Here is a 24,102-nt window from a genome sequence, read left to right on the forward strand (position 1 = left end):
GGGCGCGTGGTGTGTCCTGCGTCACGAAACCGCGGACCGCCCGGGCGGTACGGTACAGCCCCTGCTGTGCAAGGATGACGGCAGCCAGACCACGGGGACGAGAATCCACCGGGGCCGGGCCGTGTCAGAGCAGACACCACCTGACACCTTTCACAACGGATCGTCCGGCACGTACCTGCCGGTGAAGGGACACATCATGGCTTCAGTGACGTTCGACGGCGCTACGCGCGTCTACCCGGGGACGGAGCGCCCAGCAGTCGACGCTCTCAACCTCGAGGTCGCCGACGGCGAGTTCCTCGTCCTCGTCGGCCCCTCCGGCTGCGGAAAGTCCACCTCCCTGCGCATGCTCGCCGGGCTCGAGGACGTCAACGCCGGCCGCATCCTCATCGGTGACCGTGACGTCACCGACGTCCAGCCCAAGGACCGGGACATCGCGATGGTGTTCCAGAACTACGCGCTGTACCCGCACATGTCGGTGGCGGACAACATGGGCTTCGCGCTCAAGATCGCCGGCACGAACAAGGCCGAGATCCGCCAGCGCGTCGAGGAGGCGGCGAAGATCCTCGACCTGTCCGAGTACCTCGACCGCAAGCCGAAGGCCCTCTCCGGCGGCCAGCGCCAGCGCGTGGCCATGGGCCGCGCCATCGTCCGTCAGCCCCAGGTATTCCTCATGGACGAGCCGCTCTCCAACCTCGACGCCAAGCTGCGCGTGCAGACCCGTACGCAGATCGCCTCGCTGCAGCGCCGCCTCGGCGTCACGACGGTCTACGTCACGCACGACCAGACCGAGGCGCTGACGATGGGTGACCGCATCGCCGTGCTCAAGGACGGCCTCCTCCAGCAGGTCGGCACCCCGCGCGACATGTACGACACCCCCGCGAACGTGTTCGTCGCCGGCTTCATCGGCTCCCCCGCGATGAACCTCGGCACGTTCCACGTCAACGGCGACCGCGCCGTCCTCGGCGAGGCCAACGTCCCGCTCTCCCGCGCGACGCTCGCCGCCCTGTCGAACCAGGACAACGGCGAGATCGTCATCGGGTTCCGCCCGGAGTCGCTCGACCGCGTCAGCGCCGGCGAGCCCGGCGCCATCCCGGTCGTCGTCGAGCTCGTCGAGGAGCTCGGCTCCGACGCGTTCGTCTACGGCCGCCTCGCGGGTGACCGCGAGCTGGCGGAGCACATCTCCTCCGGTGCCGGCGACGCGCAGATCATCGTCCGGATCGACCCGCGCGAGGTCCCCGCCAAGGGCGAGACGGTCTACGCGCGGATCCGCCCGAACGAGCAGCACAACTTCTCGGCCGCCACCGGCGAGCGTCTGCCCAGCTGACCGGCCCTCTACGCTGGCGGGGACGGGCCCAGTGGCCCGTCCCCGCCTGCGCGTGACAACCCCAGGGGACCACACCTGCTGTCCCCGTCCCTGCAGATCACCGCGGCGAGCCTCGACCCCGCGCTGCTCGACCTGCCCTGGGAGATCCCGCTCGAGGAGTGGCCCGCCTCCGTCCTCGCGGCGCTGCCCCGAGGCATCTCCCGCCACGTCGTGCGCTTCGTCAAGCTGTCGGGGCGCGTCATCGCCGTCAAGGAGATCGGCGAGAGCGTCGCCTATCACGAGTACGAGCAGCTCCGGTCGCTGAGCCGCATGGGCACGCCGTCCGTCCAGCCGCTCGCCGTCATCACCGGACGCTCGACGCCCGAGGGCGAGGAGCTCAACTCCGTCCTCGTCACCCAGCACCTCCAGTTCTCGTTGCCCTACCGCGCCCTCTTCAGCCAGTACCTGCGCCCGGACACCGCGACGCGCCTCATCGACGCGCTCGCCGTCCTCCTCGTGCGCCTGCACCTGCTGGGCTTCTACTGGGGCGACGTCTCGCTCTCGAACACCCTCTTCCGCCGCGACGCCGGCGCCTTCGCCGCCTACCTCGTCGACGCCGAGACGGGTGAGATCCACCCCGCCCTCTCCGACGGCCAGCGCGGCTACGACCTCGAGATCGCCCGGACGAACATCATCGGCGAGCTCATGGACCTCCAGGCCGGCGAGATGCTCGACGACGACGTCGACACGATCCAGATCGGCAACCGCATCGTCGAGCGCTACGACTCGCTGTGGACCGAGCTCACCCACGCCGAGTCCTTCGACACCGGCGAGCGGTGGCGCGTGGCCGCCCGCATCAACCGGCTCAACGAGCTCGGGTACGACGTCGGCGAGCTCTCGATCACCACCGACGTGGACGGCACGTCCGTGCAGATCCAGCCCAAGGTCGTCGACGCCGGGCACCACCACCGCCGCATGATGCGGCTCACCGGCCTCGACGTGCAGGAGAACCAGGCCCGGCGGATGCTCAACGACCTCGACGCCTACCGCGCCGCGCACGACCGCCAGGGCGAGGAGGAGGAGTTCGTCGCCCACGACTGGTTGAACGAGGTCTTCGAGCCGACCGTGCGCGCCATCCCGCGCGAGCTGCGCGGCAAGCTCGAGCCCGGGGAGATCTTCCACGAGGTGCTCGAGCACCGCTGGTACACCGCGGAGCGCCTGCGCCGCGACGTCCCCATGGCCGAGGCCGTGGACAGCTACGTCGAGAGCGTCCTGCGCCACCGGCCCGACGAGCAGGCCGTCCTCGGCATCACGATCGGGGACACCGTCGACATCCCCCGCTACCCGCAGGACTGAGGCCGCCGCCCCCGCTGGCCCCGCGCTGGCCCCGCGCGGGGCAGCCCCGGGTCTGTGCGCCTCGACACGCGCCCTGCGGGTGGTAGACCAGGGGCACAGCGCATGTCGAGGGGCACAGACCGGAGGGAGAGCGAGCAGCGCCCGCGGGCCTGGGAGGCCGGTGGGGCGCACACGGACGCGCCCCCGGCGGCGCACCTGCCACCCCTCCCGCCCAGCGGCGGGACCACCGGTCAGCTACGGCGGTGGCGGGCCACCTCGTACAGGCTGATCCCGGTCGCGACGGCGGCGTTGAGGGACTCCACCTGCGAGCCGATCGGGATCCGGGCGATGAGGTCGCACGTCTCCCGCACGAGTCGGGACAGGCCCTTGCCCTCGGACCCGACGACGAGCACGAGCGGCTCGCTCGCGAGCTCGAGCTCGGCGACGTCGCCCGCCCCCGCCCCGTCGAGGCCGACGACGAAGCACCCGGCCTTCTGGAGGTCCTGGAGGGCGCGCACGAGGTTCGTCGCCCGGGCGACGGGCACACGGGCCGCGGCGCCGGCAGAGACCTTCCACACCGTGCCGTTGACGCCGGCCGAGCGGCGCTCCGGCAGGAGGACGCCGTCGACGCCGAAGGCCCCGGCGGAGCGGAGGACCGCGCCGAGGTTGTGCGGGTCCGTCACGCCGTCGAGCGCGACGATGAGCGGCGGGTGCCCGGCGCGCTCGGCGCGCGCGAGCAGGTCCGCCGGCTCCGCGTACGTGTACGGAGGGACCTGGATCGCCAGGCCCTGGTGGACGGAGCCGTCGGTGAGGCGGTCGAGCTCGGGCTTGGTGACCTCGAGCAGCGGCAGGTGCTTCGCCGTGACGTAGCGCATGACCTCACGCACGCGGTCATCCATGTCGATGCGGGTAGCGACGTAGACGTGCTCGATCGGTACGCCCGCGCGCACCGCCTCGGCGACGGCGTTGCGCCCGGAGACGATCTCCGCCGACGCCTTCTCCGACGAGCCACCGCGCGGGCCGGCCACGCGGGACCCCTGGCGCTTCTGCGCGGGCTGCGCCTGGCGCTCGGCGGCCGCCTTGCGGGCGGCCGCGGGGTGATGGGGGCGGTCCGTCGCCTTGGGCGTGGGGCCGCGGCCCTCAAGGCCCTGGCGGCGCTGCCCGCCGGACCCGACGCGTGCCCCCTTCTTCGACCCGGGCTTGCGCACGGCTCCGCGGCGCGATGAGTTTCCTGCCATCAGCTCGTTCCCTTCAGCTGCCAGCGTGCGCCGTCGGGGGAGTCCTCGACGACGACGCCGGCGTTGGTCAGCTGGTCGCGCAACGCATCGGCGCGTGCCCAGTTCTTGGTGCGGCGGGCCTCGTCACGCTCGGCGAGCACCGCGCGGACGAGCGAGTCGAGGGCCTCGTTGGCCGCTCCCGCGGCACCGTCCCCGCTGCGCCACTGCGGCGCGAGCGGGTCGAGCCCGAGGACGTCGAGCATGGCGCGCACGAGGACCTGCGCGGTGCGGGCACCGTCGTCGTCGCCCTCGGCGAGGGCGGTGTTGCCCACCCGGAGCTGCTCGTGCACAGCCGCGAGCGCGGCCGAGACGTTGACGTCGTCATCCATCGCGGTGACGAACGCGGCGGGGAGCTCGCACGTGGCGAGCTCGGCCGCGCCGACCTCACCCACGCGCTCGGCGGAGCGAGCGACGAAGCCGCTCATCCGGTCCCAGTTCGCGGCCGCCTCGGCCACGGTCGCGTCGGAGAACTCGACCGTGGAGCGGTAGTGCACCGCGCCGAGCGCGAGCCGCAGGACCACCGCGGGCGTCCGCTCGAGGACGGCCGTGACCGTGAGGGAGTTGCCGAGCGACTTGCTCATCTTCTCCCCGCCCACGGTCACCCAGGCGTTGTGCATCCAGAGCCCGGCGAAGCCGTACCCGGCGGCGCGGGACTGGGCCTGCTCGTTCTCGTGGTGCGGGAAGCGCAGCTCGATGCCGCCGCCGTGGATGTCGAAGGCCTCGCCGAGGTAGCGGTGCGCCATCGCCGAGCACTCGAGGTGCCACCCGGGGCGGCCGGGGCCGAACGGCGTCGGCCAGGCCGCGCTGACGGGCTCCCCGGGCCGGGGGCGCTTCCACAGGGCGAAGTCGCGCGGGTCGCGCTTGTCGGTGGCCTCCTCCTCGCCGGTGGTGAGGTTGTCGAGGCGCTGGCGGGTCAGCTCGCCGTAGGCCGGGAAGGACCGGACGTCGAAGTAGACGTTGCCCGTCTCACCGACGTAGGCGTGGCCGCGCTCGATGAGGCGCTCCATGAGGGTGATCATCTCGGTGACGTGACCGGTGGCGCGGGGCTCGTACGCGGGGGCCCCGACGCCGAGCGCGTCGTAGGCGGCGCGGAACTCGCGCTCGAAGCGGTAGGCCCACGCCCACCAGGGCGACGAGGCCTCGGCGGACTTGACGAGGATCTTGTCGTCGATGTCCGTGACGTTGCGGACGAGGGTCACCTCGTGGCCCGTGCGACGCAGCCACCGGGCGAGGACGTCGAAGGCGATCGCCGAGCGGAGGTGACCCACGTGCGGCGCGCCCTGGACGGTCGCCCCGCACACGTAGATGCCCACCTTGCCAGGCTCCACGGGCGTGAAGTCGCGCACCGAGCGGGTGGCGGAGTCGTACAGTCGCAGGCTCACCTGCCCAGGCTACCGGCGCGTACCGGTTCACCGACCGCCCGCGCGGGCGCTAAGTTGCCCGAGTGAGCAACGACGCCCCGCAGAGTGCACCCCAGGATGCCGCGCACGCCACCGCGCCGGCACCGGCCCGCCGCGGCCGGTTCGGGTGGCCGGTCTACGCGTGGGGCCTGTGGGACTGGGGCTCGGCGGCCTTCAACGCCGTCATCACCACCTTCGTCTTCACCGTCTACATCACCTCGGACGCCTTCGGCCCCGGGGCCGACTCCAAGCTCGGCTGGGCGCTGGCAGCGGCGGGCGTGCTCGTCGCGCTCTTCGCGCCCGTCCTGGGGCAGCGGGCTGACCGCTCCGGCCGGCGCACGTTCTGGCTCGCGTTCAACACCGGCGCGGTCGTCGTCATCTCGGCCTCGCTCGCGTTCGTGGCGCCCTCCCCCGACTACCTGTGGCTAGGGCTCGTGCTCCTCGCGGCGGGCAACATCTTCTTCGAGTTCGCCTCGGTCAACTACAACGCGATGCTCAACGAGATCTCGACGCCGACGACGATCGGCCGCGTCTCCGGGCTCGGCTGGGGCCTGGGGTACATCGGCGGGATCGTCCTGCTCCTCATCGTCTACTTCGGCCTCATCAACCCCGACGTCGGACTCTTCGGGATCACGGGCGAGGACGGCATGGACGTGCGCGTGACGATGCTCGTCTGCGCGCTGTGGACGCTCATCTTCTCCATCCCCGTGCTGCGCACGATCCGCGACGACAAGGCTGCGCGCGTCAAGCGCGAGCGCGTCGGGCTCATCGCGTCCTACCGGCTGCTGTTCCGCTCGGTGCGCGACCTGTGGCGCAGCGAGCCCCACACCGTCTACTTCCTCGGCGCGAGCGCGATCTTCCGCGACGGGCTCGCGGGGGTGTTCACGTTCGGCGGCGTCATCGCCGCCGGGACGTTCGGGTTCAGCGCCGGGGACGTCATCATCTTCGGCGTCGCGGCCAACGTCGTCGCCGGCGTCGCGACCATCGCCTTCGGTGCGCTCGACGACCGCCTCGGTCCCAAGCGCGTCATCGTCCTCGCGCTCGTCTCCATGATCGTCGCGGGGACGGGTGTCTTCTTCCTCCACGACGCCGGGACGACGGCGTTCTGGACGCTCGGGCTCGTCCTGTGCATCTTCGTCGGGCCCGCCCAGTCGGCGTCCCGGACGTTCCTCGCCCGGCTCATCCCGGCCGGCAAGGAGGGCGAGGTGTTCGGCCTCTACGCGACGACGGGCCGGGCGGTCAGCTTCCTCGCCCCGGCGGCCTTCGCCACGTCGATCACCATCGGCGCCTCGGTCACCGGTGTCGCCGACTCCGACGACGCCCAGTACTGGGGGATCCTCGGGATCGTCGTCGTCCTCCTCGTCGGGCTGGCGCTGCTGCTCCCGGTCCGCACGCGCACCCGCAGCGACAGCGCTCTCACGAGCTCCCCGATCGTCTGAGCCTCACCGCCGGCGCAAGCGCGGCCCCGTCGCCCGCACCCCGGCCCGGCCTCCCGGCACACGTTCCCCAGGGCGCCGTCGGGGCCGGCGCTCAGGCGCCGTCGTCCGTCGCGGGCGGCTCCGCTCCCGGCCCGGCGGTGCCGGCGCCGGGGGACGCAGCGAGGAGCGGGTAGGCGTCGAAGTACGCGCGCACGCGGTCGGCGCCTGCGGGCGCCTTCGTCGCGCCGCTCGTGCGCTTCCGGCTCATCTCGGCGTAGCGGTCGAGGACCTCCTCGACCGCCGCGTTCATCGCCTCGAGCTCGTCGTGCGTGAGGAGGAGCGTCCTCTTGTCGTGCCGCGAGACGGCAGCCCACTGCGAAGGCCACGTGCCGGTGACCCAGGCGTGGAGCGACTCGGCGCGGTCCTGGACCATCGCCGAGAGGAGGGTCTTCGCAGCCATCTCGGTGGCCGGGTCCTCACGCATCGTCGCGGCGTCGACCGTGAACGAGCTTGCCTTCCACCAGCGCTCGCGTCCCGTGCCGCGACTGGGCTCGTCCTCGACGAGGCCGTGCTTGGCGAGCTGGCGCAGGTGGTAGCTCGTCTGCCCCGTGCTCTCCCCCAGGAAGCGTGCGAGCTCGGTGGCGGTCGCGGCCTCGTGGTCGCCGAGGTAGCGCAGCATCCGCACCCGCAGCGGGTGGGCGTACGCCTTGAGCGCCGAGGCGTCGAGCACCCGCCCGACCGCCGGCGCAGGACCGGTGTGGGCGTCGTCTCCCTCAGACCCCTTGCCAAGAGACATTTGCAGTCCTATCTTTGCAGAGCAACCTTTGCAGAGTTCCCTCTCTCGATCGTAGAGGACTGGTCATGTACCCGCTCGACGCCTTCTCCGCCCGCAACGTCGGGCTGTCTCTCACCGACTTCGTCTACCTGCAGCGCGCTCCCCGCCTCCGACTGGTGCGCCGCCGCCGACGCTGACCACCCGCCATGAGCACCTCGGGATCCCCGCACAGGCCCACGGCAACCGCGGCGGGCGTCGTGGCACCGCCCGCGGTACGACGGGTGGGCACCCCGCCCCCGGCCGCAGCGGACCCCAACGTGGGCGCCGACGCCGAGCCCCTCGGTCGACGGTTCTCGATCCTCCTCGCGTTCAGCGGCCTGTCGAACCTCGCCGACGGGATCCTCCTCGTGGCGGTCCCGCTGCTCGCTCTCACGCTCACGCAGTCCCCCGCCGAGATCTCGCTCGTGGCCGTGGCGGCACAGCTCCCGTGGCTGCTCTTCGCCCTCCACGTCGGGGTGCTCGTCGACCGGCTCGACCGGCGGCGGATGCTCGTGTGGGCGACCGCCGTCCGGGTCCTCGCCCTCGCGGCGGGCACGGCGGCGGCGCTGACCGGCGCCCTCACGCTGCCGCTCCTCCTCGCCCTCCTCCTGCTCTTCGGCACCGCGGAGGTGGTCGCGGACTCCAGCGCCACCGTGCTCGTGCCCTCCGTCGTGCCCCGCACCCGCCTCGGGGCCGCGAACAGCCGCCTCCTCGGCGTCCAGCAGGCCGCCAACGCGTTCGTCGGCGGCCCGCTCGGCGGTCTCCTCGTCACCGCCGGGGCCGGGTGGATCTTCGGGGTGCCGGCAGCGCTGTGCGTCGCGGGGCTCCTCCTCGTCCTCGGCGGTCTCCGCGGCCCGTACCGCGCCGCCGGGCACGTGCGCGCGCCTGTGCGGACCGAGCTCGGCGAGGGCGTGCGGTTCCTGCGCGGGCACCGCGTCGTACGCCCCCTCCTCGTCTCCGGGACGGTCCTCAACTTCGCGAGCGCGGCGTACATGGCCGTCTTCGTCCTCTGGGTCGTGGGACCCGGCTCCGCCGTCGGCCTCGACGCGGCGATGTACGGCCTGCTCCTCATGGCGTTCGCGGCCGGCGCGATCACCGGCGCGGTGCTCGCCGAGCGCCTCCTCGTCCGCGTGAGCGAGGCACGCCTCATCACGGGCTCGTGGCTCGTCAGCTCCCTCCTGCTCGCCGTCCCGGTGCTCGTGCCCGAGGTGTGGGCGGTCGCTGGGTCGCTCGCGCTCATCGGCGTGACGAACATGGTGGGCAACGTCGTCAACGCCTCGATGCGCCAGCGGCTCGTCCCGAACCGGCTCCTCGGCCGGGTCGGCGGAGTCTCCCGGATGGTCAGCTACGGGTCCATGCCGCTCGGGGCGGCGCTCGGCGGCGTCGTCGGGGAGCTCTTCGGGCTGCGCGCGGTGTTCCTCGGGGCCGTCGCGCTCAGCGTTGCCTTCGTCGTCAAGGCGATGGTCGCCGTGCCCCAGTGGCGCATCGACGCGGCCGACGCCGACCTCGACGGCGCCGCCCCCGCCGCGGGCGTGCCCGCCGTGCCCGCGCACTAGCCTGGCCGGATGCTGCCGCGCACAGGGATCGGGACGGACGTCCACGCCTTCGCCCCCGAGGGGTCGGGGCGCGCCATGCACCTTGCCTGCCTCGAGTGGCCGGGCGTCACGGGTCTCGCGGGTCACTCCGACGCCGACGTCGCCGCGCACGCGGCGTGCGACGCCCTCCTCTCGGCAGCCGGCCTCGGCGACCTCGGCTCGCACTTCGGGACCGCCGAGCCGCGATGGGCGGGGGCCTCCGGGGCCACCCTCCTCACCGAGACGGCCCGCCGCGTCCGCGCCGCCGGCTTCCAGATCGGCAACGTCGCCGTCCAGGTCGTCGGGCTGCGACCGAAGATCGGCCCGCGCCGGGAGGAGGCCCAGGCCGCCATGACCGCGGCGGTCGGGGCTCCGGTCGCGCTCAGCGCCACGACCACGGACGGCCTCGGCCTCACCGGCCGCGGCGAGGGCGTCGCCGCGCTCGCGACCGCGCTCGTCCAGCCGCGCGCCTGACCCGAGCCGCCCGATCGCGCACGCACACGGGCAATCGGCCCCTGCCCCGCCCGCGCATCAGTACGTTGGGAGTGACTCCCCCAACGAGAGGCCTCACCATGAGCGACCAGAACTGGCCCGCAGGCCCGGGGCCCGGCGGGCCGCCCCAGCACAACGGCCACCCGAACCCGCCGCCTCCTCCCGGCTACGGCCAGCAGCCGCCGCCCCCTCCCCAGGGCTACGGCCAGCAGCCGGGCTACGGCCAGCAGCCGTACGGCCAGCAGCCTCCCCACGCCCAGCCGGCACCCTTCGCCGGTGCGCAGGCCGGTCGCCCCGCCGACCTCATGCCGCGCTTCCTCGCACGCCTCATCGACTTCATCATCGTCGCGCTCGTCATCTGGCTCCTCGTCACCGTCGTTCTCCTCGGCCTCATCATGGGGACCGAGGGTGGCTTCGGTGTCGTCGTGACGGACAACTGGGGCGCCACTGCGGTCAGTGCCGTGCTGTCCGCGGTGCTCTACCTCGCCTACTTCTCGCTCATGGAGTCGAAGCAGGGCAAGACCATCGGCAAGATGGTCATGAACCTCGAGGTGCGCGGCGCCGCCGGCGGGCGGCCCACGATGCAGGAGGCGCTCCAGCGCAACGCGTGGACGGCGCTGGGCATCCTCAACGTCATCCCGTTCGTGGGCGGCTTCATCGGTGGCCTAGCCCAGCTAGCGGCAGGGATCTTCATCGCTGTGACCATCAACAACGACCCGGCGCGCCGCCAGGGCTGGCACGACCGGTTCGCCGGAGGCACGACGGTCGTCCGCACGTCCTGACCGACGACCGCGCAGACCGGCGAGGGCCTCCACGGGCGGTGGGGCCCTCCCCGGTCCGTGACGTCACTGCTCGCCCGTCGCGCACGGCGTCCGGCCCGGCGCCGCGCCTCGTCGCAGGAACCGCGCCCGGGCGCTCGGGCGCCCGGGTCAGCGCAGAAGGAGCTCGGCGAGCGCGAGGTCGAGCGGCGTCGTGATCTTCATGGCGACGACCTCGCCGGGGACGACCCACACCGGCTCCCCCATCGCCTCCACGAGCCCCGCGTCGTCGGAGGCGGCGAGCCCCTCGTCCGCCGCGCGTGCGAGGCCCGCCGCGTGGGCGGCCTCGAGCTGGGCGCGGTCGAACCCCTGGGGCGTCTGGACCGCCCGCAGGACGGCGCGGTCGAGGGTGCGGCGGACCGGCGCACCGCCACCGTCCGCGGAACCGACGTCGACCTCCTTGATCGTGTCGCTCACGGGCACGGCGGGCACGACGGCCCGGTGACCCGCGCGCACGGCGTCCACGACCCGCCGCACGAGCTCCGGGGTGGCGAGCGCCCGGGCCGCGTCGTGGACGAGGACGACGTCGACGTCGTCCGGGAGGGCGGTCAGCCCCGCGGCGACCGAGGCCTGGCGCGTCGAGCCGCCGACGACGACGGTGACCGGCACGTCCGTCCCCGGAACGGTCCCGGAGTGGATCACCCCGGGCGTCTCGGTACCGCGAACAGCACCGGCCGCCGCCGGGAAGAGGGCGGCGACGTCGCAGGCGTGGTCGACCGGTGCGGTGACGACGACGTGCGCCACGCAGCCGGAGGCCGCCAGCGCACGGGCGGCACGGAGGACGAGCGGCTCACCGTCGAGCTCGACCAGCGCCTTCGGCCGGGCATGGCCGAGCCGCGTGCCCGAGCCAGCCGCCGTGAGCACGGCGCCGCTGACCACGCGGACCGCCCGGTGGCCCTGGGGAGCGGTCAGGAGGCGAGGACGTTGTCGAGGATGGCCTCGGCCTTGTCCTCCTCCGTGTGCTCGGCGAGCGCCAGCTCGGAGACGAGGATCTGCCGGGCCTTGGCGAGCATGCGCTTCTCACCGGCGGACAGGCCGCGGTCGGCGTCGCGGCGGGAGAGGTCACGGACGACCTCGGCGACCTTGATGACGTCGCCGGAGGCGATCTTCTCGACGTTCGCCTTGTACCGGCGCGACCAGTTGGTCGGCTCCTCCGTGTACGGCGCACGGAGCACGTCGAAGACCTTCTCCAGGCCCTCACGGCCGACGACGTCGCGCACACCGACGAGGTCGACGTTGTCCGCCGGGACCTCGATCGTCAGGTCGCCCTGTGCCACACGGAGGCGGAGGTAGAGCTTCTCCTCACCTCTGATGACCTTCTTCGAGACGGCCTCGATAAGGGCTGCTCCGTGGTGCGGGTAGACGACAGTCTCACCGACATTGAAGGTCATGGTGGGGGTACTCCTTGGTCGGGAAGAGCCCAGTCTACCACGCCAAAATGGCGTCATTCTGCGGTTGTGAAGGTCATTGTCCCGCGCTGGGTGCCGCTGCGTCCACCCCCGCGCGGTGCCGGGGGAGGTATGTGCCCGGTCCCCGGCGACATCGGCGCTGCGCGCCGCGGGCCGGTACCCTGCACTCGACGCCCACCGGCTTCGACGAAGGAGACCCGCCTTGACCCGCACCGCCCGCCGCCCGCTCGCCGCGGCCGTCCTCGGCGCCGCGGCGCTCGTCACCACCGGGTGCGCGCTGGGCACCCCGGTCCAGACGCTGGAGCCGTACTCGGCCAGCGACGGCATCCGGGTGGAGGTCACCGAGCTCGTCCGCGGCGAGAACCTCATGATCCTCACGGAGGAGCAGGGCGCCGAGGGGGTCCTGCTCGGTGCCCTCGTCAACGACACCACGGAGGACGTCGAGTTCTCGCTCATCGTCGCCGACGAGCGGGTGAGCGTCCGCGTACCCGCCCGCGAGCGCGTCGCTCTCGGCGTCGACGACGACGTCGAGCTCGCCGCCGTGCCCGACGCCCCCGGCTCGGTGACGCAGGCGACGATCTCGACCGCCACGCACGGCGCCGTCACGGCGCCCGTCCCCGTGCTCGACGGCACCCTGTCCGGGTACGCGGAGTTCGTGCCCTGACGGGCCCGCGCCGGCCTCAGCCGGCGTCGGTGGCCGCGGAGATCTGACCGACCGCCGCCATGACCCGCTCGCGCAGGTCCTGCGAGATCGGCGCCGAGCCGGCGACGTCCGGGCGGGCCGCCAGGGCCTGCCCTTCCTCGCTCGCGATGTAGGTGAGGAGGGCGGCGATCCCCTCGGCCTGCTCCTCGTCGTAGCGGCTGCAGGCGATCGTGTAGGAGACGAGGACGACCGGGTACGCCCCGGCCTCGTCCGTGTCGTGCGCGAGGTCGATCGTCAGCCGCAGGTCCGTGGCACCCTCCGCGGGCGGGGAGACGTCGACGACGGTCGCCGCTGCCTCCGGGGAGAACGGGACGAACTCGTCACCGACGCCGACGGCGACGGTCCCGAGGGCTTCGGTGACCTGGGAGGCGTCGACGTAGGCGATGGTGCCGGCGGCCCCCTCGAGCGTCGAGACGACACCGGCGTTCTGGGCGCCCGACTGGGTGCCCGAGCGCGGCCACGTCCCGCTCGGCTCGTGCGGCCACGCGTCTCCCCCGGCGGCCGCGAGGTACTCCGTGAAGTTCTCCGTCGTGCCCGAGTCGTCGGAGCGGTTGACGGGGACGACGGCGAGGTCGGGCAGCGCCACCCCGGGGTTCGTCGCGGCGATCGCCGGGTCGTCCCAGCGCTCGACCTCCCCGTTGAAGATCGCGGCGATGACCTCGGGGGTGAGATTGACGTGCGGCACGTCGAGGTCGGGAAGGTTGTACGCGACGGCGATCGGGGAGATGTACAGGGGCAGCTCGATGACGTCACCGCCGGAGCAACGCTCGGTCGCCGCGTCGAGCTCGGCGTCGTCCAGGGCGGCGTCGGACCCGGCGAACTGCACGGCACCGTTGATGAACATCTCGCGCCCCGCTCCCGATCCCGTCGGGTCGTAGGAGACGAGGACGTCCGGGTTCTGCTCGTAGAAGCCGGCCATCCACGCCTGCATCGCGATCTCCTGCGAGGAGGCGCCCGCGCCGGCGACGCTCGCCGTGCCCGACGCGCACGAGGCGAGACCGAGGACCGCCGTCCCCGCCGCCATCACCGCACCCAGCCGCCGGGTGCCGGCGCGCTTCTCGCTCATGGGTTCCCCTCGTCGTCCAGCCTGGTCCAGACGCCAGGCTAGCGTCGAGGGGCACCCGGCCCCACCGCGGCTACGCGGGGGTGACGAGCCGGTAGCCGAGCCCGCGCACCGTGAGCAGGAGCGTCGGGCTCGACGGCTCGGCCTCGATCTTCGCGCGCAGGCGTTTGACGTGGACGTCGAGGGTCTTCGTGTCCCCGACGTAGTCCGCGCCCCAGACCCGTTCGATGAGCTGGCCGCGGGTGAGGACGTGGTCGGGGTTGCGCAGGAACACCTCGAGCAGCTCGAACTCCCGCAGCGGCATCGGTACGGGCCTCCCGCCGACCTCCACCTCATGCCGGTTGACGTCCATGCGGATGTCGCCGACGACGAGCTGGCCGGTCTCCCCGCCCGCCTCCTCGCTGCTCCCGCGCCGCAGGACGGCACGGACCCGCGCCACGAGCTCGCGGTAGGAGTAGGGCTTCGTCACGTAGTCGTCCGCGCCGAGCTCGAGCCCGACGACCTTGTCGATCTCACTGTCCTTCGCGGTGAGCATGATGACCGGCACGTTCCCCCGCGTGCGCAGGGCGCGGCACACCTCGGTGCCGGACATCCCGGGGAGCATGACGTCGAGGAGGACGAGGTCCGGGCCGGACCGGTCGTAGGCGACGAGCGCCGCGAGCCCGTCGTCGACGGCGACGACGTCGAACCCGTCGCGCTCGAGCTGGAACGTCAGCGGCTCGCGGTAGGACTCCTCGTCCTCGACCAGCAGGATGGTGGTCATCGTCGATCTCCTTCGTCCTCAGGAACGGCTTGGGCCGGCTCGGCCCCGGCGGACGGCGGCGCCAGGTCGGCGGCGTCCTCCTCCGCGGCTCGCGGGATGGTGAGCGTGAAGGTCGAGCCCTTGCCGGGCAGCGACCACACGGACACCTCGCCGCCGTGGTCCGCCGCGATGTGCTTGACGATGCTCAGGCCGAGGCCCGAGCCCCCGGTCTTGCGGGCACGGGCCGGGTCCGCCCGGAAGAACCGCTCGAAGATCCGGCTCTGGTTCTCCTTCGAGATCCCCTCGCCCTGGTCGACGACGGCGATGCGCACGCTCTCGTCGCGACCGACGACCCCCACCGAGACCCGGGTGGCAGGACGGGAGTGCCGGATGGCGTTGTCGAGGAGGTTGCGCACGGCCGTGGTGAGCAGGTCCGGGTCGCCGTAGACGCGCAGCCCCTTCTGGCCGCCCACCGTCAGGACGATCTCGTTCGCCTCGGCCTCGACCCGCACGCGGTCCGCGGCCTCGATGACGACGTCGTCGATGTCGACGAGCACCGAGTCGACGAGGGCGTCCGGCTCCTGGAGGCGCGAGAGGTCGATGATCTCCTGGACGAGCGTCGTGAGACGGCGCGCCTCGCGCTTCATGCGGGAGGCGAAGTGCTTGACCGTGGCCGGCTCGTCAGCGGCGTCGTGGACCGTCTCCGCGAGGAGCGCGATCGCTCCGACGGGGGTCTTGAGCTCGTGGGAGACGTTCGCGACGAAGTCCCGCCGCATCTGGTCGAGCCGCCGCGCCGCTGTGTGGTCGTCCGCCGCGACGAGCACCCGGTCCTCGCCGAGCGGGGTGACGCGGACCTGGAGGATGAGGACACCCGAGCCGGGCAGTGGCCCCCGTGGGACGGTGAGCTCACGGTCCTCGACGTCGCCCGAGCGGCGCACCCGCGCGACCATGTCGAGGACGGGGCCGGGCGCGAGGTAGCCGCCACGGACGAGCCCGAGCCCGAACGCCGAGGGGCTGGCCCGGAGCGCGGCGTCGTCCTCGTCGAGGAGGACGACGCTCGAGCGCAGGGCGCGCAGCACCGCGTCGGCGTCCGCGCTGACGGGACCGTCCGGCGCCTGCGGCGTGGCCCGCGCGTCCGCCCGGCGGCGGAGCAGCACCATCGCGCCGGCACCGAGGAGGAGCCCGACCAGCGCCGCGAGCACGAGCGGCCATGAACCGTTCACACTTGCGAGGGTAAGGGTCCGCGCGGCGGGTATGTACCGACGACCACGGCGATCCCCGGACGTTCGCCCGCACGTCACCGCTCGTTCATCAACCTGTGGAACGTTACGGTGGAGGTGGAACAGGCCACGCGGACGAGCAGCAAGGAGCGCACCGGTGCGGCAGATCTTCAAGCAGGAGCTGGAGCAGATCGGCGAGGACCTCCAGCAGATGAGTCGACTCGTCCACCACGCGATCAGCAGCGCCTCCACGGCGCTGCGCACGGCGGACCTCGAGCTGGCGGAGCAGGTCATCCAGGCCGACGAGCAGATCGACGAGGTCGAGCGGACCCTGGACGAGCAGTGTGTCTCCCTCCTGGCGCGCCAGCAGCCGGTGGCGACCGACCTGCGCGTCGTCGTGACCGCGCTCCGGCTCTCGGCGACGCTCGAGCGGATGGGCGACCTCGCCCGCCACATCGCCTACATCGCGCGGGGCCGCTACCCCGAGACCGCGCCGAGCGCGGACATGGCCGAGATCTTCGACCAGATGGGTGAGGCGGCCACGAAGGTGGCACTGCAGGTCACCGAGCTGCTCGGCACCCGCGACCTCGCCCAGGCCGCCGGGGTCGAGCGCGACGACGACGCCCTCGACAACCTCCACCGCGAGACGTTCCGGATCATGCTCGACCCGGCGACAGAGATGACGAAGCAGGAGCTCATCGACGGCGTGCTCCTCGGCCGCTACTTCGAGCGGTTCGGCGACCACGGCGTCTCGGTCGCGCGGCGCATCTCCTTCCTCGTCACCGGGGACCTCAGCAACTCAGTCGCCTACGACAGCTGAACCCGCGCAGCGGGAGGCGGCACGCCCGCTCCTGCAGCCGTAGACGCAGCGACGGCCCCGCGGATCTCTCCGCGGGGCCGTCGGTCGTGTACAGACGGTTACTTGCCCTGGTTCGCCACGGCGTTGATGGCGGCCTCCGCGGCCTCGGGGTCGAGGTAGCGGCCACCGGGGGTCGTGGGGCGCAGATCCTCGTCGAGCTCGTAGAGCAGCGGGATGCCCGTGGGGACGTTGAGCCCGGAGATCGTGTCGTCGTCGATGTTGTCCAGGTGCTTGATGATCGCGCGCAGCGAGTTTCCGTGCGCCGCGACGAGGACGGTCTTGCCGGCCTTGAGGTCCGGGACGATCTCGGCGTCCCAGTAGGGAAGCGCGCGGTCGAGGACGTCCTTGAGGCACTCGCTCGCCGGGATCGGCTCCCCCGCATAGCGGGGATCGGCGTCCTGCGAGAACTCGGACCCCGGCTCGATGGGGGGCGGCGGGACGTCGTAGGAGCGGCGCCAGAGCATGAACTGCTCCTCGCCGTACTCGTCGCGGATCTCCTTCTTGTTCTTGCCCTGCAGCGCGCCGTAGTGGCGCTCGTTGAGGCGCCAGTGGCGCTTGACGGGCAGCCAGTGCAGGTCCGCGGCGTCGAGCGCGAGGTTCGCCGTCGAGATGGCCCGGCGCAGCAGCGACGTGTGCAGGACGTCCGGGCTGATCCCCGCGTCCATGAGCAGCTGACCGGCGCGCTTGGCCTCCTCGGTGCCCTTCTCCGAGAGTGGGACGTCCACCCATCCGGTGAAGAGGTTCTTCGCGTTCCATTCGCTCTCGCCGTGGCGGAGCAGTACGAGGGTGTAGGTCATGGCACCTATCTTGCCGCATCCCCCCGAGAGGGCACGGGGACGTTCGGAGCACGAGCCGATCGTCGGCGCGGCAGCCAAGCCGGCACCTCTGCGTCCCGCCCGGCCCGCCCCTCACGCACCGACGGCCGGGGCCCCGTCATGGGACCCCGGCCGCCCGGGCGTGCTCAGAGCTGTTACTGCGTCAGTTCGCCTTCGCGTACGCCTCACGGACCTCGGCCGAGATACGGCCCCGCTCGGAGACGGTGTAGCCGTTCGCACGGGCCCACTCGCGGATCTTGCCCGCGTCAGAGTCCGTGGCGCCGCCGCCGGTGGAGCGACGACGAGCCGGGGCCTTGCGCCCGCCCGAGCGCCGGGCGTGGCCGATCCACTCGGCGAAGGACTCGCGCAGCGCCGTGGCGTGCTCGCGGGTCAGGTCGATCTCGTAGGAGGCTCCGTCGAGGCTGAAGGAGATGGTCTCGTCCGCCTTCGTACCGTCGATGTCATCGACAAGTGTGACCTGGACCTTTTGCGCCATGCTCTTCCTCTTTCCTGTGGTGTGCCTCACCGGCGGGACCTTCATGCAACCTTCCAATCCCGTCAGATTAGCGATCGAGCATGAGCCTAAATGCTCGGGCGCTAATTGTCACGCGGCACGCGCGAACGCGCCTCTTCTGCTTCCGCGCGACGGACGGCCTCACGTTCCCTCCGATCGGCGTGCACGATGGCGCGCATAGCGAAGAAGAAGAGAATGCCGACCCCGAGGGACGGGACGAGCGCAACGAGGTTGTCCACCCCGCTATCGTACGCGCCGCCTGACCCGCACCCCGGCCGAAGGGGAACCACTTCAGCCCGCCAGCCGCACCCGGCAACGCTTCCCGTCCCCGCCCGCCTGCCCCGCACCCGAGGGTTCTCGTCCGCGGCGCAGCCCCGTCCCGGCGGGGTGCGGCGACGCGCGCACGGGCACGTTCATAGTCATTTGTCGATTTACGTGCCGTGCAACCGGGATTTCGTGCGCCGCGCGCAAAACGCGCCTGGGCGCCGACGCGATACACCATGAACCTGGGTGCCGCATCAAGAGCCGGTCGATCGGGCCTCGGCGCGCACCGGCGGTCGTGGTCGCGCGCGGACGGGAAGAGAACCGCGGGCGGCAATTACTGCACCGGCCACGGCCGCCCCGAGCCCACCCGCCGCAAGGTCGGAGAGGGTATCGGCATAACCGACGTTGATGGAGCTGTCGAGATAGGTGTGACCTGCCCACTCACCCATCTCCCAGAGCACGCTGAGGGCCAGTCCGGCCGTTGTGGCGAGCACGACCACGCCGGTGCGCCAGCCCGGCGAGCCGGGGGGCGGCGGCATGCCGAGGGTGCGCGCGCTCACCGCGACGGCGAGGGCCGCGATCGCGCCGGTGCACAGGAGGTGGACGGCCAGGTCCCACCAGCCGATGGCCTCGTAGAGCCCGAGGACGCTGCTCCAGCCGGCCACGAGGACACTCGCGCCGACGGCGAGGTCGAGGCCCGGCGTCAGGGAGATGACGCGGGCGAGCACGAGGCCGAGGAGGACGAGCGCGAAGACGGCCACGGCGATCCCGTCGAAGCTGATGAGCGCGACGACGACGCTGCCGACCCCGACGAGCCGCGCGCCGTCGGCGGCGAGGGCGAACGGCCGGGTCACGCCAGCCGCCATCGTCTGGCCCACCGCTCCCACGGGGGCGCGGTGCGCCAGTTGAGCGCGAGGGTGCGCCCGGCTCGCCGGAAGCGGCGGGGCATGGCCCGGAGGTCGAGCGATCGGGCGGACACCCCGACGCTCAACGTCCGGTCGAAGCGGGCACGGTCCTGCGGCGCGAGCTGGAAGGCGAGGTCGATGTCGTCGTGGAGCTCGGGGTCGTCGCGGTGCACGGCGTCGCGGACCCGCCACCAGCAGGAGGCGCGCAACGCCATGTTCGACCCCCACAGCGGGGTGTGCCCGAGCGCGAGATGGGTCGCGGCGTAGAAAGAACCCAGGTAGAGCGCGGTGAGCACGCGCGACCGCAGCGGCGGCAGGTCGTAGAAGGTGCCGGTCCCCGTGAGCGCCACCAGGCCGGGCTCGGCGGTGAAGGTGCGGTGGATACGCCACAGCCAGTCCGACGGCGGGACGGAGTCCGCGTCGCAGCGCACGATGACGTCCCCGCGGGCGGCGTCGTAGCCGGTGGCGGCGGCCGCGGGGATCCCCACGCGCGGCTCGGGGACGACGCGCGCCCCGTACCGGAGGGCGACGGCGGCGCTGCCGTCGGTCGACGCGTTGTCGACGACGACGACCTCGAGCGGGGCATGGCCCTGGGCGCCGAGGGCGCGCAGGCACCGCTCCAGCGCCACCGCGTCGTCCCGGACGGGGATGACGACCGACAGTGTGAGCACAGCCCTCCCCCGTGACGTCCCGCCCGCCGCGCCGGTAGCGCCCGGGCGTCCGATCTCTACACTCAGCACGGTGAGTATCTCCGAAGTCGCCACGGCCCGCGCACGGGCGCACCGGTGCCCGGGCCCGGGCCGCCCGAGGACGCGGTGATGACCCGGCTCGGCATCTACGACGCGCTCGCGCAACGCTGCGCGGACGCCGTCGTGCGGGCGTACTCGACGAGCTTCGGCCTCGCGACGCGGACCCTCCCCACCGTCCAGCGCACCCACATCCGCAACGTCTACGGCCTCGTCCGCCTCGCCGACGAGGTGGTCGACGGGGCCGCCGCCGAGGCCGGGGGCGACCGCCGGCGCGCCCTCGACCTGCTCGAGGAGGACGTCGTCAGCGCGGTGGCAACGGGCTACAGCACGAACGTCCTCGTCCACGCGTTCGCCCTCACCGCCCGGCAGGTCGGCATCGGCGCCGATCTCTTCACCCCCTTCTTCGCCTCGATGCGCATGGACCTCGACCGCGCGGACCACGACGCCGAGAGCTTCGCGACCTACGTCTACGGTTCCGCCGAGGTGGTCGGCCTCATGAGCCTGCGGGTGTTCCTCTCCGGCGAACCGGCCTTCCGGCGCGAGGAGCGGTACGCCCAGCTCGCGCCGTCCGCCCAGGCACTGGGGGCCGCGTTCCAGAAGATCAACTTCCTTCGTGACCTCGCCGACGACGGCGAGCGCCTGGGCCGCAGCTACTTCCCCGGGGTGGACCTGCGGGCCTTCACCGAGGCGGACAAGGAGCGCATCCTCGCGGACATCGACGCCGACCTCGTCCTCGCCGCCACGGGGATGGAGGCCCTGCCGCCCACGAGCGCGCGCGCCGTGCGCGTGGCTCACGGGCTCTTCGCCGAGCTCGCCCGCCGGCTGCGCGACACGCCCGCGACCGAGCTCACCCGGGCCCGGGTCCGGGTGCCTGGCCCCGTCAAGGCGCGGATCGCTGCCGCCGCTCTCACGCCGCGCCCCCGCGCGCGCGCCGAGCGGTCCGGCGGGGCCGGCCGGTGAGCCGGGCCTCGGGAACCGGCCAGGGCGGCCCCGGGAACGGGCGCAGCGCCGTCGTCGTCGGCGGCGGAATCGCCGGCCTCGCGAGCGCGGCCCTGCTCGGCCGAGAGGGATACGCCGTCACCCTCCTCGAGGCGCGCGCGGAGCTCGGCGGGCGCGCGGGCCTGTGGCGCAGCGACGGCTTCGCCTTCGACACCGGCCCGTCCTGGTACCTCATGCCGGAGGTGTTCGACCACTTCTTCCGGCTGCTCGGCTCGAGCGCGGCCGAACAGCTCGACCTCGTCGCCCTCGACCCGGCGTACCGGGTGTTCTTCGAGGAGCACGACCCGCTCGACGTCCGCTCCGACCGCGCCGACGCCGTCGGGCTCTTCGAGCGGATCGAGCCCGGCGCGGGGGCGCGCCTCGAGGCCTACCTCGACTCGGCGGCGGACACGTACGAGATGGCCAAGCGGTACTTCCTCTACACGAGCTTCGCCTCCTACCTGCCCCTGCTCACGCGGGACGTGCTCCAGCGCGGCCCCGAGCTCGCGCGGCTGCTCCTCGTCTCCCTCGAGCGGCGCGTGGGGCGCGACTTCCGCGACACCCGGCTGCGCCAGGTCCTCGGCTACCCCGCGGTCTTCCTCGGGTCCTCCCCGCGCCTCACGCCGAGCATGTACCACCTCATGAGCCACCTCGACCTCACCGACGCCGTGCTCTACCCACGCGGCGGCTTCGCCCGGCTCATCGAGGCTCTCGCCGACCTCGCGCGCGCCGAGGGTGTCGACGTGCGCACCGGGGCGCGGGTGACGGCTGTCCGGACCACGCCCGCGGGCGGCGCCGGCAACGGTGCGCGCGGCGCCGACGACGGTCCCGGCGCCCGTGCCGGGGCCGGGCCGGCGGCGCGCGCGGCGCACCGGCTCGCGGGCCGGCTACGGCGCGCCGGGACGCGCGCCCGGGCGACGGGCGTGGAGTACCGCGACGCCGCGGGGCAGGTGCACCGGGTGGAGGCAGACGTCGTCGTCTCCACCGCCGACCTCTTCCACACCGAGCAGGAGCTCCTGCCGCCGCGGCTGCGCTCGCGCTCGCCCCGGTGGTGGAGCAGGCGCACGCCCGGGCCGAGCGCCGTCCTCGTCTACCTCGGGGTCACCGGCGCGCTGCCTGAGCTCGAGCACCACTCGCTGTTCTTCACCCAGGACTGGCAGCGCTCGTTCGACCACGTCTTCCCGAGCGCGGGCACGCCGTCCGGGCCCTTCCCGGACCCGACGTCGCTCTACGTGTGCCGGCCCAGCGCCACGGACCCGGACGTCGCCCCACCGGGGCACGAGAACGTCTTCATCCTCGTCCCCGTGCCGGCGGACCCGGGGCTCGGCGGCGGCGGCGAGGACGGCGCCGGCGACCCCTGGGTCGAGGCGGTCGCCGACGCGGCCGTCGCGCAGGTCGCGGCCTGGGCGGGTGTCCCGGACCTCGCCGAGCGCGTCGTCGTGCGCAAGACGGTCGGGCCGGCGGACTTCGCGGGCGACCTCGGCACGTGGCGCGGCAACGCCCTGGGCCTGGCCCACACGCTGCAGCAGAGCGCCATGCTCCGCGCCGGCAACACCTCCCGCCGGGTGGCGGGGCTGTACTTCGCCGGGAGCACCGTCATCCCCGGCATCGGCCTGCCGATGTGCCTCATCAGCGCGGAGATCCTCCTCAAGCGCCTGCGGGGGGACACCTCCACCGGCCCCCTCGCGGAGCCGCTCAGGGCCCGTGGCGGTAGCGAGCGAGAGGGAGAGCCGTGAGCGTCGTCTACCTCCTCGTCCTCCTCGCCTCGACCGGGTGCATGGTGCTCCTCGACCGGCGCTTCCGGCTCTTCTTCTTCGCCTCGGCGCGGCGAGCCGCGCTCGTCCTCGTCGCCGGCGTGGCGTTCTTCCTCGCGTGGGACGTCGCGGGCATCAGCCTCGGCCTGTTCTTCCGGGGCGAGACCCCGTACATGACCGGCCTCCTCCTCGCGCCGGAGCTGCCCGTCGAGGAGCTCGTCTTCCTCACGTTCCTCAGCTACCTCACGATGAACCTCTACGCGGGGCTGCCGCTGCTGGTCGAGGCACGCCGCGCCCACGCGGGCCGGGGAGCCACGCCATGACGTACGCGGCCGTCAACGCCGTCTTCCTCGCCGTCGCCGTCGCCGCGGTCGTCCTGTGCCTGTGGCGCCGCCCGGGCCGCCTCCGGCTCGCCGCGGTGGCGGGGACCGTCGTCGTCCTCGTCGTGCTCACCGCCGTCTTCGACAACGTCATGATCGCTGCCGGCCTCTTCGACTACTCCGCGGAGGGCCGGTCGGGCCTGAGCGTCGGGCGCGCGCCCGTCGAGGACTTCGCCTACCCCCTCGCCGGGGCCCTCGCGCTGCCGGCTCTGTGGCACCTCCTCGCGCCGCGCGGGGCTCGGGGGGACGACGTCGGCGCTCGCAGGGCCGACGGTGCCGACGGTGCGCGGGCGGATCGTTCCCCCGGTGGGGCCGGCGGACGCGGCAGCGCCCGTCGACCGGCCGGAGGTGCCCGATGACCGGCGTGCGTGACGCGGTCGGCCGCCTCACCGCCGCCTCTCGGCCGCTCAGCTGGATCAATACCGCGTTCCCCTTCGGCGCGGCCTACCTCATGAGCACGCGGGAGGTGGACGTCCGGCTCGTCATCGGGGCGCTCTTCTTCCTCATCCCCTACAACCTGCTCATGTACGGGATCAACGACGTCTTCGACTACGAGTCGGACAAGAACAACCCGCGCAAGGGCGGGGTCGAGGGCGCGCTGCTCGACGAGCGCTGGCACCGGCTCGTCCTCCTCGCCTCGGTCACGTTGCCCATCCCGTTCGTCGCCTACCTCGTCGCGGCCGGCTCACCGCTGTCGTGGCTCGTGCTCGCGTTCTCGCTGTTCGCCGTCGTCGCGTACTCCGCCCCGCGGCTGCGGTTCAAGGAGCGGCCCGTCCTCGACTCCCTCACGTCGAGCACCCACTTCGTCTCCCCTGCCCTCTACGGCCTCGTCCTCGCCGAGCAGGGCATCGGGCGCGACGTGTGGCTCGTGCTCGCGGCGTTCTTCCTCTGGGGGGCGGCGAGCCAGGCGTTCGGCGCCGTCCAGGACATCAACGCGGACCGCGAGGGTGGCATCGCCTCGATCGCGACCGTCCTCGGAGCCCGCGCGACCGTCCGGCTCGCCATGGCGGCGTACGCGGGCGCCGGGCTGCTGCTCCTCCTCACCCCCTGGCGCGTCGCCGCGGTGCTCGTGCTGCCCTACCTCGCCATCCTCTGGCCGCACCGCAGCGTGACCGACACCGCCTCCGCCGTCACGAACCGCGGCTGGCGCCAGTTCCTCGGCGCGAACTACGCCGTCGGGTTCCTCGTCACGATGATGCTCATCTGGGCCTGGCGGGCCTGACCCGACTCTGGCTCGGGCGGACCTGACTCGACCGGCTCGGGCACACCCGAGGCGCGCGACGCCCGCCACGCTGCCACGTGTCCCGCGTGCCGTC

The 24,102-nt window shown here is 73.0% G+C and carries 26 protein-coding genes; 13 read left to right on the plus strand and 13 right to left on the minus strand.

Features of this window, described 5'->3' with window-relative positions; translation table 11 throughout:
• The first annotated feature begins 196 nt into the window (after nt 1-196).
• The gene (locus V2J63_RS06475; protein ID WP_331230198.1) at nt 197-1,324 is read left to right on the plus strand and encodes an ABC transporter ATP-binding protein; all 1,128 of its coding nucleotides are present in this window, start codon (nt 197-199) and stop codon (nt 1,322-1,324) included.
• A gap of 78 nt (nt 1,325-1,402) precedes the next feature.
• Nucleotides 1,403-2,659: a DUF4032 domain-containing protein gene (locus V2J63_RS06480; protein WP_331230481.1), complete on the plus strand. Its 1,257-nt coding sequence runs from the start codon at nt 1,403-1,405 to the stop codon at nt 2,657-2,659.
• 230 nt (nt 2,660-2,889) lie between these two features.
• Here V2J63_RS06480 and rlmB read toward each other — a convergent pair whose 3' ends face one another.
• Nucleotides 2,890-3,876 carry a 23S rRNA (guanosine(2251)-2'-O)-methyltransferase RlmB gene (gene rlmB, locus V2J63_RS06485; RefSeq protein ID WP_331230199.1) on the minus strand — a complete coding sequence of 329 codons (987 nt, stop codon included), beginning with the start codon at nt 3,874-3,876 and terminating at the stop codon, nt 2,890-2,892.
• A complete protein-coding gene (gene cysS / locus V2J63_RS06490) occupies nt 3,876-5,297 on the minus strand; it encodes a cysteine--tRNA ligase (RefSeq protein ID WP_331230200.1) in 1,422 nt (473 codons plus the stop codon). The genes rlmB and cysS overlap by 1 nt, the downstream gene beginning before the upstream one ends.
• 62 nt (nt 5,298-5,359) lie before the next feature.
• On the opposite strand from cysS, the gene V2J63_RS06495 reads away from it, so the two are divergent.
• A complete protein-coding gene (locus tag V2J63_RS06495; RefSeq protein WP_331230201.1) occupies nt 5,360-6,754 on the plus strand; it encodes an MFS transporter in 1,395 nt (464 codons plus the stop codon).
• A 91-nt stretch (nt 6,755-6,845) separates the two neighbouring features.
• Here V2J63_RS06495 and V2J63_RS06500 read toward each other — a convergent pair whose 3' ends face one another.
• Complete coding sequence (locus V2J63_RS06500; RefSeq protein WP_331230202.1) at nt 6,846-7,529, minus strand: winged helix-turn-helix domain-containing protein; 684 nt, start codon at nt 7,527-7,529, stop codon at nt 6,846-6,848.
• A gap of 185 nt (nt 7,530-7,714) precedes the next feature.
• Between V2J63_RS06500 and V2J63_RS06505 the strand changes: the two genes are divergently transcribed.
• From V2J63_RS06505 to V2J63_RS06515, 3 genes are all read left to right on the plus strand, one after another.
• Entirely contained in the window at nt 7,715-9,103 is a 1,389-nt protein-coding gene (locus V2J63_RS06505; protein ID WP_331230203.1) for an MFS transporter, read from the plus strand.
• Between the two features lie 9 nt (nt 9,104-9,112).
• Nucleotides 9,113-9,595 (plus strand): 2-C-methyl-D-erythritol 2,4-cyclodiphosphate synthase, encoded by a 483-nt coding sequence (gene ispF / locus V2J63_RS06510; protein WP_331230204.1) that lies wholly within the window; start codon nt 9,113-9,115, stop codon nt 9,593-9,595.
• A 98-nt stretch (nt 9,596-9,693) separates the two neighbouring features.
• Nucleotides 9,694-10,395 carry an RDD family protein gene (locus V2J63_RS06515; RefSeq protein ID WP_331230205.1) on the plus strand — a complete coding sequence of 234 codons (702 nt, stop codon included), beginning with the start codon at nt 9,694-9,696 and terminating at the stop codon, nt 10,393-10,395.
• Between the two features lie 147 nt (nt 10,396-10,542).
• Here the strand turns inward: V2J63_RS06515 and ispD are convergent, their stop codons facing one another.
• Both ispD and V2J63_RS06525 read right to left on the minus strand, forming a co-directional pair.
• The gene (ispD, locus tag V2J63_RS06520; RefSeq protein WP_331230206.1) at nt 10,543-11,310 is read right to left on the minus strand and encodes a 2-C-methyl-D-erythritol 4-phosphate cytidylyltransferase; all 768 of its coding nucleotides are present in this window, start codon (nt 11,308-11,310) and stop codon (nt 10,543-10,545) included.
• Nucleotides 11,311-11,339: 29 nt separating this feature from the next.
• Entirely contained in the window at nt 11,340-11,822 is a 483-nt protein-coding gene (locus V2J63_RS06525; RefSeq protein ID WP_331230207.1) for a CarD family transcriptional regulator, read from the minus strand.
• 220 nt (nt 11,823-12,042) lie between these two features.
• Here V2J63_RS06525 and V2J63_RS06530 point away from each other — a divergent pair, with 220 nt between their 5' ends.
• Nucleotides 12,043-12,504, plus strand: coding sequence for a hypothetical protein (locus V2J63_RS06530; protein ID WP_331230208.1), 462 nt, complete (start codon nt 12,043-12,045; stop codon nt 12,502-12,504).
• Between the two features lie 16 nt (nt 12,505-12,520).
• Here the strand turns inward: V2J63_RS06530 and pstS are convergent, their stop codons facing one another.
• The 3 genes from pstS to V2J63_RS06545 all read right to left on the minus strand — a co-directional run bounded on the left by pstS (nt 12,521) and on the right by V2J63_RS06545 (nt 15,571).
• Complete coding sequence (pstS, locus tag V2J63_RS06535; protein WP_331230209.1) at nt 12,521-13,609, minus strand: phosphate ABC transporter substrate-binding protein PstS; 1,089 nt, start codon at nt 13,607-13,609, stop codon at nt 12,521-12,523.
• Nucleotides 13,610-13,679: 70 nt separating this feature from the next.
• The gene (locus V2J63_RS06540) at nt 13,680-14,369 is read right to left on the minus strand and encodes a response regulator transcription factor (protein WP_331230210.1); all 690 of its coding nucleotides are present in this window, start codon (nt 14,367-14,369) and stop codon (nt 13,680-13,682) included.
• On the minus strand, nt 14,366-15,571 hold the full coding sequence (locus V2J63_RS06545; RefSeq protein ID WP_331230211.1) for a sensor histidine kinase: 1,206 nt from the start codon (nt 15,569-15,571) through the stop codon (nt 14,366-14,368). Before V2J63_RS06545 ends, V2J63_RS06540 begins: the two co-directional genes overlap by 4 nt.
• Before the next feature lie 154 nt (nt 15,572-15,725).
• Here V2J63_RS06545 and phoU point away from each other — a divergent pair, with 154 nt between their 5' ends.
• Nucleotides 15,726-16,388 carry a phosphate signaling complex protein PhoU gene (phoU, locus tag V2J63_RS06550; RefSeq protein WP_331230212.1) on the plus strand — a complete coding sequence of 221 codons (663 nt, stop codon included), beginning with the start codon at nt 15,726-15,728 and terminating at the stop codon, nt 16,386-16,388.
• A gap of 98 nt (nt 16,389-16,486) precedes the next feature.
• Here phoU and V2J63_RS06555 read toward each other — a convergent pair whose 3' ends face one another.
• From V2J63_RS06555 to V2J63_RS06575, 5 genes are all read right to left on the minus strand, one after another.
• Complete coding sequence (locus V2J63_RS06555; RefSeq protein ID WP_331230213.1) at nt 16,487-17,224, minus strand: phosphoglyceromutase; 738 nt, start codon at nt 17,222-17,224, stop codon at nt 16,487-16,489.
• Nucleotides 17,225-17,405: 181 nt separating this feature from the next.
• Nucleotides 17,406-17,738, minus strand: coding sequence for a histone-like nucleoid-structuring protein Lsr2 (locus V2J63_RS06560; RefSeq protein ID WP_331230214.1), 333 nt, complete (start codon nt 17,736-17,738; stop codon nt 17,406-17,408).
• Nucleotides 17,739-17,839: 101 nt separating this feature from the next.
• On the minus strand, nt 17,840-17,995 hold the full coding sequence (locus V2J63_RS06565; RefSeq protein ID WP_331230215.1) for a hypothetical protein: 156 nt from the start codon (nt 17,993-17,995) through the stop codon (nt 17,840-17,842).
• Between the two features lie 279 nt (nt 17,996-18,274).
• Nucleotides 18,275-18,874, minus strand: a complete 600-nt coding sequence (locus V2J63_RS06570; protein ID WP_331230216.1) for a DUF2238 domain-containing protein — start codon at nt 18,872-18,874, stop codon at nt 18,275-18,277.
• Nucleotides 18,871-19,596, minus strand: coding sequence for a glycosyltransferase family A protein (locus V2J63_RS06575; protein ID WP_331230217.1), 726 nt, complete (start codon nt 19,594-19,596; stop codon nt 18,871-18,873). The genes V2J63_RS06570 and V2J63_RS06575 overlap by 4 nt, the downstream gene beginning before the upstream one ends.
• Before the next feature lie 147 nt (nt 19,597-19,743).
• Between V2J63_RS06575 and V2J63_RS06580 the strand changes: the two genes are divergently transcribed.
• From V2J63_RS06580 to V2J63_RS06600, 5 genes are read left to right on the plus strand one after another with little or no spacing between them, the layout of a single operon-like run.
• Nucleotides 19,744-20,634 carry a phytoene/squalene synthase family protein gene (locus tag V2J63_RS06580; RefSeq protein WP_331230218.1) on the plus strand — a complete coding sequence of 297 codons (891 nt, stop codon included), beginning with the start codon at nt 19,744-19,746 and terminating at the stop codon, nt 20,632-20,634.
• Nucleotides 20,631-22,388, plus strand: coding sequence for a phytoene desaturase family protein (crtI, locus tag V2J63_RS06585; RefSeq protein WP_331230219.1), 1,758 nt, complete (start codon nt 20,631-20,633; stop codon nt 22,386-22,388). Before V2J63_RS06580 ends, crtI begins: the two co-directional genes overlap by 4 nt.
• On the plus strand, nt 22,385-22,729 hold the full coding sequence (locus tag V2J63_RS06590) for a lycopene cyclase domain-containing protein (RefSeq protein WP_331230220.1): 345 nt from the start codon (nt 22,385-22,387) through the stop codon (nt 22,727-22,729). Before crtI ends, V2J63_RS06590 begins: the two co-directional genes overlap by 4 nt.
• Nucleotides 22,726-23,145, plus strand: a complete 420-nt coding sequence (locus V2J63_RS06595) for a lycopene cyclase domain-containing protein (protein WP_331230221.1) — start codon at nt 22,726-22,728, stop codon at nt 23,143-23,145. The genes V2J63_RS06590 and V2J63_RS06595 overlap by 4 nt, the downstream gene beginning before the upstream one ends.
• Nucleotides 23,142-24,008 carry a prenyltransferase gene (locus tag V2J63_RS06600; RefSeq protein WP_331230222.1) on the plus strand — a complete coding sequence of 289 codons (867 nt, stop codon included), beginning with the start codon at nt 23,142-23,144 and terminating at the stop codon, nt 24,006-24,008. Before V2J63_RS06595 ends, V2J63_RS06600 begins: the two co-directional genes overlap by 4 nt.
• The last annotated feature ends 94 nt before the right edge of the window (nt 24,009-24,102 follow it).

It is taken from the genome of Georgenia wangjunii (genome assembly GCF_036421975.1).
Classification (GTDB): domain Bacteria; phylum Actinomycetota; class Actinomycetes; order Actinomycetales; family Actinomycetaceae; genus Georgenia_A; species Georgenia_A wangjunii.

Coding starts and splice junctions, on each gene's coding strand:
- V2J63_RS06595 (WP_331230221.1), top strand. CDS start 22,726: ATGACGTACGCGGCCGTCAACGCCGTCTTCCTCGCCGTCGCCGTCGCC.
- V2J63_RS06560 (WP_331230214.1), bottom strand. CDS start 17,738: ATGGCGCAAAAGGTCCAGGTCACACTTGTCGATGACATCGACGGTACG.
- V2J63_RS06505 (WP_331230203.1), top strand. CDS start 7,715: ATGAGCACCTCGGGATCCCCGCACAGGCCCACGGCAACCGCGGCGGGC.
- ispF (WP_331230204.1), top strand. CDS start 9,113: ATGCTGCCGCGCACAGGGATCGGGACGGACGTCCACGCCTTCGCCCCC.
- V2J63_RS06525 (WP_331230207.1), bottom strand. CDS start 11,822: ATGACCTTCAATGTCGGTGAGACTGTCGTCTACCCGCACCACGGAGCA.
- V2J63_RS06515 (WP_331230205.1), top strand. CDS start 9,694: ATGAGCGACCAGAACTGGCCCGCAGGCCCGGGGCCCGGCGGGCCGCCC.
- V2J63_RS06475 (WP_331230198.1), top strand. CDS start 197: ATGGCTTCAGTGACGTTCGACGGCGCTACGCGCGTCTACCCGGGGACG.
- V2J63_RS06555 (WP_331230213.1), bottom strand. CDS start 17,224: ATGACCTACACCCTCGTACTGCTCCGCCACGGCGAGAGCGAATGGAAC.
- V2J63_RS06600 (WP_331230222.1), top strand. CDS start 23,142: ATGACCGGCGTGCGTGACGCGGTCGGCCGCCTCACCGCCGCCTCTCGG.
- V2J63_RS06500 (WP_331230202.1), bottom strand. CDS start 7,529: ATGTCTCTTGGCAAGGGGTCTGAGGGAGACGACGCCCACACCGGTCCT.
- pstS (WP_331230209.1), bottom strand. CDS start 13,609: ATGAGCGAGAAGCGCGCCGGCACCCGGCGGCTGGGTGCGGTGATGGCG.
- V2J63_RS06540 (WP_331230210.1), bottom strand. CDS start 14,369: ATGACCACCATCCTGCTGGTCGAGGACGAGGAGTCCTACCGCGAGCCG.
- V2J63_RS06580 (WP_331230218.1), top strand. CDS start 19,744: ATGACCCGGCTCGGCATCTACGACGCGCTCGCGCAACGCTGCGCGGAC.
- rlmB (WP_331230199.1), bottom strand. CDS start 3,876: ATGGCAGGAAACTCATCGCGCCGCGGAGCCGTGCGCAAGCCCGGGTCG.